Raw genomic sequence first — 8,176 nt, 5'->3', positions numbered from 1 at the left:
AGCCCCAAGCTGCGGGCGGTGCAGACCGCTGAGCTGCTGATCCCCCTGCTGGAGAAGGGCCAAACCCGGGTTACCCCCCACCTGGCCGAACCACCGGGCGAAGCCCTGCTCGAGGAGCTGGAAGGCTCCTCGGTGGCCCTGGTGGGGCACGAGCCCTGGCTGGGCAGCCTGTGCGCCTGGCTGCTGGTTGGAAGCCCCCAGGGGGATGCCTTTCCCTTCAAGAAGGGGGGGGTGGCCCACCTGGAGGGCCACCCCAGACCAGGACAGATGCGGCTTTTGGGCTTCTGGCCACCCCGGCTGCTGCGTAAGCTGGCCTGAGCGGCCTACCCCAGCCTGAAAGGGCTTCGCTGGCCGGCCAGGGCAATCTCCCGAGCCTCCGCAGGCGCCCAGGAAAGCCCGAGCACCGCTTGGTAGGCTCGCAAAGCTCGCTCGCGCTGGCCCAGGGCGTCGGCAAGCTGGCCGTAGCGGGCCAAGGCGTAGCCCGGTAGGTAGGCCGGGTGGTTGAAATCTGTGTGCAGGAGCTCCTCCAGGAGGGTAAAGGCGTCCTCCAGTTGACCCGCCGCCAGGTAAATCTGGGCTGCGCAGTAGAGCGCCTCAGGCTCCCTCACCGCCTGAAGCCCTTCCAGCAAAAGGCCCCAGTCGTCCGATTCGCTAAGCCGCCAAGCCCGGTCCAGCAGGCTGCGCCAGCGCTCGAGCTCCGTAGGGGTGTGGGCCTGGGGAAAGCGGTACGAGCCCTCCGGTAAGGCCTCCACCAGCAGGGGGTAGTCCAGGACGTCCACCAGCACCACCGATCTCTCCCCACGGAGCGGGATGCGCTTGGCTACCTCGCGCATCCTGAGCGACCGAAAGCCAGTGGCAGGCCCCTCCCCAAAAAGCTCCACATACCCCTGGTGGTGGGCCCGCAAAGCCTCTATGGTGCCCCCCTGGGCCAACCGCTCCGGGGTCATCGGTTCGGTGAGGAGCGCTCGCAAGGCCTCCTCTAGGGGAGAGGCCCGCCGCAAAAACTCCTGGCCGCGCGGGTACTGCTCCAGGGCTTGGCGGAACTCCAAGGCCTGACGGCGTAGGTGCTCAGCCTCATCCAAGGCCACCACGGGCAGGCCTACCCTTTCCGCCCAGGGCAAGACGTGAAAGAATGAAAGCTCGTTCTGGTCGCGCCAGCGCTGCGCGCCCAGCTCTTGCGAGCTGTAGGAAGCCAGGTACAGGGTTTCGGGCTGATAAAGCCGCGTCAACTCTAAGACGGTCACCCCATTGTAGCGCGGGTGCAGGATGTGAAAGGGGCCCAGGGTGGGAACGAGCAAAACCGACACGCCCGGTATTCTAGACCTTCGCGACAAAAGCTACCGTCTGGCGATGCTCAATGGCTGGCTGGTGCTGCTTGGCGACGCCTTTTTCAACGGCTCCATTGTGCTGGCCTCGTTTGCAGCCAAACTGGGGGCAGCTAACTGGGTGGTGGGGCTGTTGCCGGCTTTGCTCACCGCAGGTTCCATGGTTCCACAGGTTTTTCTGGCCCCCTACGTGGCCCGGCTGCCCGTGAAAGTGGTGCTCTACCGGCGAATGGCCACCCTGCGGGTGGCCAGCCTGGCCCTGGTGGCCATAGGAGGTTTCTTACTGGGCAATCGGCCCGACCTTCTGCTTTGGGTTTTTGTGGTGGGGCTTGGCCTAAACGGCCTCTTCACCGGCTTTTCCAGCCTACCCTTTTGGGAAACCATCGCCAAAACCATCCCCATGGAGCGACGGGCAGCCCTCTTTTCCATGCGCAACCTGGTCGGCGGGGCACTGGCCTTCCTGGCCGGTCTGCTGGTGCGGCAGGTGCTCGAGCTGCCCCTACCCTTCCCCTATCCCTACGCCATCCTCTTTACCCTGGGCACCCTGGCCTTCGCCTACGGATGGCACCTGTTCGGCCAAATCGACGAGCCGCCGGACAGGGAATTCCGGAGCGAACGGCTTTCCCTGACCCTACCCTTTCGCGACTTTTACTTCCGCCGCTTTCTGCGGGTGCGAGTCCTTTTGGCAGTTGCCAGCATGGTAGAGCCTTTCTACGCCGCCTATGCGGTGCGCAACCTGGGCCACAAGGGGGAGGTGGGTATCTACCTGATGGTCTACACCCTGGCCTCGGTGCTTTCCAACCTGTTTTGGGTGCGCCTCTCCCGGCGCTTCGGCTCCCGGAGCCTAATCCTCACAGGCGCAGCCCTGGGTGCCCTGACCCCTTTGCTGGCCCTGATGCTGCCCGCCCCGTCCTTCTGGCTGGTGTTTGCCTTGCAGGGGGTTTACCTATCGGCCATCGGGGTGGGCACAGCCACCTACCTGGTCAACCTGGCCCCCACCGAGGCGCGCAGCTCGTATATTGGTCTTTCCAACACCATCGTGGGGCTGCTCTCCTTCTCCCCGGTGCTGGGGGGGCTCCTGGCCGACCGGGTGGGTTACGCAGGCCCGATGCTGGTAGCGGCGGTCTGCTATGCCTGGGCCCTCTATGCCGGTCGGCGGCTTAGGCTTCTAGAAACGACAGCCATAGGTCAGACCCCATAGAGGGCGGTGAACTTGCGCTCCAGGTGGGCCAGGAGGTAGCCCGGATTCAGGTCTTCCGCGGTTACCTGCCGAAGGAGGTCGCGGGGCCAGTAGCGGCTACCCTGGTGGTGGATGTTCCGTCTGGTCCACTCCAGAAGGGGGAGAAAATCCCCCCGGGCAAACTGCTCCTCCAAAGGCCCCAGCTCCCGCTCAGCCTGCGCAAAGAACTGCGCGGCGTAGAGGTTGCCCAGGGTGTAGGTGGGGAAGTAACCGATGAGCCCCGCCGCCCAGTGCACATCCTGCATCACCCCATCCCCAACCTTAGACGGGCGAACCCCCAGGTACTGCTGGTACCTAGCATCCCAGGCCTCCGGGGCCTCCTCCACGGAAAGCTCACCCCGCAAAAGGGCCCGCTCCACCTCAAAGCGAATCAGAACGTGCAGGTTATAGGTCACCTCGTCGGCCTCGACCCGGATTAGGCTGGGCTCGACGGCGTTGATGGCGAAGTAGAAGTCCTCCAACCGCACGTCCCGCAGGGCCTCAAAGTGGTGCTGGGCCCGGGGCCAAAAATACCGCCAGAAGCCCAGGCTGCGGCCGACCAGGTTCTCCCAGGTGCGGCTTTGCGACTCGTGGATGCCCAACGAAACCTCGCTCCCCATGGGGGTGCCGAAGTGCTCGGGCAACAGCCCCTGCCCGTAGAGGCCGTGCCCCATCTCGTGCACGGTGCTGAAGAAGCCGGCGTTGAAGTAGTCCGGGTGGTAGCGGGTGGTGAGGCGCACATCCCCAGGACCGATGCCCTGCATGAAGGGATGGGCCACCACATCCAGCCGACCCGCCTCGAGGTCAAACCCCAGCCGAGCGATCACCTCTTTGCCGAAGGCCTCCTGGGCGGGGACGGGAAAGTGGCGGTGGAGGATGGCGGTGTCGGGGCGGCGGTGGCTGGCCTGAATGCGCCTCAGGAGAGCCACACTGGCCTCGCCCACCTGTTTGAAGACGGGCTCGAGCTGGGCGGCGGTGACCCCCGGCTCGTACAGGTCCAGCAGGGCATCGTAGGGCTCCTCCGGGTAGCCCAGCGCATCGGCGAGCTCACGGGTCAGGGAAAAAATCCGCTTCAGGATGGGCCGGAAGGCCTCCCAGTCGTCCTTAGGACGGGCTTCTTCCCAGATGGCCTCGCCCTCGCTGGTGGCCTGGGCCAGCTCCACCACCAGCCGCTCGGGAATGCGGGTGGCGCGGTCAAAAGCCCGCCGCCACTCCCGCACATTCACCGCCTCCACCGAGGCAGGTTGGAGCCAGCTCGAGCCCTCGAGAAGGGCCAGCATCTCCCCTACCCGGGGGTCGGTGGCCCGCCGGTGCAGCAGCCCAGCCAGCGCAGCCTGCATCCGGGCCCGGTGGGGGTGGCCCTTTTTGGGGATGCAGGCGGCCTGGTCCCACGCGGCCAGCTTGGCGAAGGATTCCAGGTAGGCACTCTCCCGGCTATGCTCCAAAAGCCACTGATACGCTTCCTGGGCGGTCATACCCGCCCATCATAGCCACCCCGCGCGGTTTTGCCAGCCTGGGGGCAGTCCGCTATCCGTCCCACTCGGCCCAGGCCTCCCCCGAGCTCAGGTTCAGGCGCAGCACTCCGTCTTGGTAGGCCAGGCCCACCCCACGGGACGGCGGAGCCACCCCCCGCACCTCGGCAAAGACCGCTTCGCGGGGGTGGCTCGAGCGGTCCACAAAGCGCAGCTCGAGCCGCTGGCCGTCAAAGCTACCCAGAAGCTCGCTCCAGGCTCCCAGGGTCTCCCCTTCCCCCTCGTCCTCATAGACCCGCCCACGAATTTCCCGTCCCAGGGCCACCCTGAACTCGAGGTGGGCCCAGCGGGCCGAACGGGTGGGGGCGTGGGGCTCGGTGAGGGGCAGGGCAGTGCCCGCCCGTTGAAAGAGGGGCAGCCGCTCCAAAGGGGCCTCCACCCCAAGCCGCCGGGGGCCCTCCCAGAGAGCGCCCTCCCAGAAGTCCTGCCAGCCCCCCGGCGGCAGGTAGACCTCGCGGGCGCGGGCCCCCTGCCACAGCACCGGTGCCGCCAGCAGGGCTTCCCCCAGCAGGAACTCGTCGTCGCGCCGGGCCTCCGGCTCCTCCGGCCAGTGCAGGAAAAGCGGCCGCCAGAGGGGCAGGCCCTCCTCGTGGGCCTGCCGGGCCAGGGAATAGAGGTAAGGAAGCAGCCGGTAGCGAAAGCGCAGGGCCTCGCGCATCCTGGAGGTCCAGGGCTCGCCGAAGGCGTAGGGCTCCTGGCGGCGGGTGCCCAGGGCGCTGTGGTTGCGGAAAAAGGGGTAAAGCGCCCCGAGCCAGGTCCAGCGCAGCAACAGCTCGGGCTCGGTGTCCAGACCAAACCCACCCACGTCCGTCCCGGCAAAGGGCACCCCCGAAAGCCCCAGCGAGAGGAGCATGGGGACCGAGAGGGCCATATCCTCGTAGCGGCTTTCGTTGTCCCCCGTCCAGACAAAGGCGTAGCGCTGGATGCCGGGGAAGCCGCTGCGGGTGAGGATGAAGGGGCGGCGACCCAAGGCGGCCAGGCCCCGGTGGGTGGCCTCGGCCATCCCCAGGGCGTAGAGGTTGCGGGCCTCGAGGTGGCTCTTTCCCCCCTGGCGGGCGGTGAGGGGTAGGGCCTTATCGGGGGGCTCAGCACCCCCAAGCTCCAGCACCGCCGGCTCGTTCATGTCGTTCCAGATGCCGGCAAAGCCGTTTTCCTCAGCGAAGGCCCGCACCTCCTCGGCCCAGAAGGCCCGGGCCTCCTCCCGGCTAAAGTCGGGCCAGACCGCCCGCCGGGGCCAGACTCCCCCCACCAGGGGCTCGTCCCGGTCGTCCAGAATGAAAACCCCTCGCCGCTTCCCCTCTTCAAAGACCCGGTAGCCCTCCTCCACCTTCACCCCCGGGTCTACGATGGGCACCAGCCGCACGCCCTCCTGAGCCAGCTCGTCCGAGAGGGCCCGGAAATCGGGGAAGCGGTGCGGGCTTAGGGTGAAGACCTTGTACCCCTCCATGTAGTGGATATCCAGCCAGACCGCCTCCAGGGGCAGGTCGTGGGCCTTGAACGCTTCCACCACCTCCCGCACCGCCTGGCTGTCGGCATAGCTGTAGCGGCACTGGTGGTAGCCCAGGGCCCACAAGGGGGGCATGGCGGGCCGACCGGTGAGCAGGGTCAGGCCCCGCACCACCTCCAAGGGGCTTCCCTCCCAAAGGTAGAGGTCGAGGTGCGGCCCCGCCACGGCGATGCGGCCCTCGGCGGGGTGGGCGTGGCCCAGGTCAAAGAGGCTCGGGTGGCTCTCGTCCAGCAGGAGGCCCAGGGCCCGCCCCTCCTCCAGCCGCAGCAGAAAGGGGCTGGCCTGGTAGAGCGGGTCGCGGCCGGGGCGGGGGGGCTGGTCCATGGTGAAGTTCCAAAAGCGCCGGCTCCGCCGCTCGAGCCCTCCGGTTCGCTCACCCAAGCCGTAGTAATGGGCTGCCCCCAGGGCGAAGCGCAGCGCTAAAAGCGGGTAGGGCACCCCGTCGGAAAGGAGCCGCAGGAGGGGCAGGGCCTCGAGGTGGGGCAGGCCCCAAAGGGTGAGCTCGAGGTCCCCCAAGCGCACCCTCCCCTCACCCAGCGCCAAGGGTGGAAGCCCCTCGGCCCGGTAGACCCCCTGGGCTTCCTCCATGGGCAACGGCCTTGCCCCCTGCACCGCCGGCCCCGCCTTGGCCCGGTCGCGCGGCCTTTGGGTGAAAAGGAGCCGCCAGGCCCGCACCCCCTCCTTCTCCACCGCCTGCACCCTGACATCCGCCAGGGGCAGGCCCTCCAGTCGGTCAAAAGGGATGTCCCAGTCCAGTAGCTCGTTCACGCTTACCCCCTCTGGAGCGCCCCTAGGCTCCCCACCGGCCCCGCCCAGGGCCGAAGGACCATAACCCTCCTCGGCACCCCTTCTCCCCTGGGCCTAGCCCTTCACCGCACCCGCGGTGAGCCCCGCCACGATGCGCTGCTGGAAGACCAGCACCAGGATCACAAGCGGCACCGTGACCACCACACTGGCTGCCATGATGGAGCCCCAGGGAATCTCAAAGGGCGTGGCTCCGCCGAAGAAGGCAATGGCCGGAGGTACGGTGCGCACCGCATCGCTTACGGTAAAGGTGAGGGCGAATAGGAACTCGTTCCAAGCCGCAATGAAGGCCAGAAGCCCAGTGGTCACCAGGCCGGGCCCGGTGAGCGGGAGCATCACCCGAAGGAGGGTCTGCAACGGGGTGGCCCCGTCCACGTAGGCCGCCTCCTCCATCTCCCGCGGCAGCCCCCGGAAGTAGCCCACCAACACCCAGACCGTGAAGGGCAGGGTAAAGAGCATGTAGCTTAGAATCAGCCCAGCATGGGTATTGAAGAGGCCCACCTGCCGCAAAAGCACAAAAAAGCCCCCCAGCACGGCAATCTGAGGAAACATGGTCATGGAGAGCACGATGTAGAGCACCGCGTTTTTCGGGGGAAAGCGCAACCGACCCAGGGCGTAGGCCGCCAGCACGCCCAGCACCAGCGAGAGGAGGGTGGCCCCCCCCGCCACGATGAGGGAGTTCAGCAGGTTGCGGCCAAAGGCGGTGCCCACGAAGACGTTGCGGTACTGCTCAAGGGTAAAAGGAATTGGCAGGAAGCTCGGGTCAGGGGAGAAAAGCCCGCTGGAGGGTTTGAAGCTCGAGATGACAGCCCAATAGAAGGGGAAGACGCTGTAGATCACCACGAAGACCACCAAGAGGTAGAAAAGCACCCGGTTGAGCCAAAAAAGGGCGCGCCTCATCTCAGAGCCTCCCTCCCGATGCTGCGCATGTAGAGGATCACGAAGGCAAAGGTGACGATGAGAATGGCCACGCTGATGGCCGAGCCGTAGCCCAGGTCCTGGAAGTCAATGAGGTTCTGCCGGTTGTAGACCGCCAGGGTGCGGGTGGCCGGGTTGACCCCGGTCATCACGTAAATCACATCGAAAACCCGAAGCGCATCCAGGGTGCGGAAGATGAGCGCCACCACTAGGGCCGGGGTGAGGAGGGGCAGGGTGATGGTCCAGAACTGCTGCCAGCGGGTAGCCCCGTCAATGCTGGCCGCCTCGTAGAGCTCCTCGGGGATGAGCTGCAGGCCAGCCAGGAGGAGAAGAGCCATAAAGGGCGTAGTCTTCCAAACATCCACGGCGATGATGGCAGGGAGCATGAGCTCAGGCCGGGCCAAGAAGGCCACCTTCTGCGAGAGGATGCCAAGCTTGACGCCAATGACGTTGATCACCCCGTAGACATCATTGAGCATCCACTGCCACATCTTGGCCGAGACCACGGTGGGGATGGCCCAGGGAATGAGAATGGCGGTGCGCACCAAACCCCGGCCTCTGAAGTTGGAGTGGATGATAAGGGCGATGACCAGGCCCAGCACGGTCTCAATGCTCACCGAGAAGACGGTGAACTTCACGGTGTTCCACAGGGCCTCACGGAAGTCGGGGTCCCGCAGAAGGAAGAGGTAGTTCTCAAAACCCACGAACTCCGGCGGGTCTACCAGGGCAATATCGGCCTTGTAAAACGACCAGTAGAAAACCTGGGCCAGGGGGTAGCCAGCTACGAAAACCACCACCAAGAGGGTAGGTAACACCAGCAGCCAGGCCAGTCGAACCTGCCTTTGAACGAGCATGTCTTTCCCCTTAGAGC

Annotated in this window: 7 protein-coding genes; 2 read left to right on the top strand and 5 right to left on the bottom strand. The window is 66.2% G+C overall.

Annotated elements, in window-relative coordinates; genetic code table 11:
• The coding region (locus tag NZ849_RS03210) for a histidine phosphatase family protein (protein WP_295404100.1) at nucleotides 1-318 on the top strand (318 nt) is incomplete at its 5' end.
• A 5-nt stretch (nucleotides 319-323) separates the two neighbouring features.
• Here the strand turns inward: NZ849_RS03210 and NZ849_RS03205 are convergent.
• Nucleotides 324-1,307, bottom strand: coding sequence for a hypothetical protein (locus NZ849_RS03205; RefSeq protein WP_295404096.1), 984 nt, complete (start codon nucleotides 1,305-1,307; stop codon nucleotides 324-326).
• Here NZ849_RS03205 and NZ849_RS03200 point away from each other — a divergent pair.
• Nucleotides 1,285-2,526, top strand: coding sequence for an MFS transporter (locus NZ849_RS03200; protein ID WP_295404091.1), 1,242 nt, complete (start codon nucleotides 1,285-1,287; stop codon nucleotides 2,524-2,526). The two genes, NZ849_RS03205 and NZ849_RS03200, sit on opposite strands and share 23 nt — an antisense overlap.
• Here NZ849_RS03200 and NZ849_RS03195 read toward each other — a convergent pair.
• The 4 genes from NZ849_RS03195 to NZ849_RS03180 form a co-directional block, all read right to left on the bottom strand.
• Entirely contained in the window at nucleotides 2,514-4,019 is a 1,506-nt protein-coding gene (locus tag NZ849_RS03195; RefSeq protein WP_295404088.1) for a carboxypeptidase M32, read from the bottom strand. The two genes, NZ849_RS03200 and NZ849_RS03195, sit on opposite strands and share 13 nt — an antisense overlap.
• Before the next feature lie 52 nt (nucleotides 4,020-4,071).
• Nucleotides 4,072-6,351: a glycoside hydrolase family 31 protein gene (locus NZ849_RS03190; RefSeq protein ID WP_295404083.1), complete on the bottom strand. Its 2,280-nt coding sequence runs from the start codon at nucleotides 6,349-6,351 to the stop codon at nucleotides 4,072-4,074.
• A 93-nt stretch (nucleotides 6,352-6,444) separates the two neighbouring features.
• Nucleotides 6,445-7,287, bottom strand: coding sequence for a carbohydrate ABC transporter permease (locus NZ849_RS03185; RefSeq protein ID WP_295404079.1), 843 nt, complete (start codon nucleotides 7,285-7,287; stop codon nucleotides 6,445-6,447).
• Entirely contained in the window at nucleotides 7,284-8,159 is an 876-nt protein-coding gene (locus tag NZ849_RS03180) for a carbohydrate ABC transporter permease (RefSeq protein ID WP_295404076.1), read from the bottom strand. Before NZ849_RS03180 ends, NZ849_RS03185 begins: the two co-directional genes overlap by 4 nt.
• Between the last annotated feature and the right edge of the window lie 17 nt (nucleotides 8,160-8,176).

The sequence above is a fragment of the Meiothermus sp. genome (genome assembly GCF_025060375.1).
In the GTDB taxonomy this organism is placed as follows: Bacteria; Deinococcota; Deinococci; order Deinococcales; family Thermaceae; genus Meiothermus.
Note: the sequence above shows the minus strand (reverse complement) of the source record. Positions and strands in the feature narration are given on the sequence as shown.

What these genes read in the sequence shown, in the direction of transcription:
- NZ849_RS03195 (WP_295404088.1), bottom strand. Translation starts at nt 4,019, where the DNA reads ATGACCGCCCAGGAAGCGTATCAGTGGCTTTTGGAGCATAGCCGGGAG.
- NZ849_RS03185 (WP_295404079.1), bottom strand. Translation starts at nt 7,287, where the DNA reads ATGAGGCGCGCCCTTTTTTGGCTCAACCGGGTGCTTTTCTACCTCTTG.
- NZ849_RS03180 (WP_295404076.1), bottom strand. Translation starts at nt 8,159, where the DNA reads ATGCTCGTTCAAAGGCAGGTTCGACTGGCCTGGCTGCTGGTGTTACCT.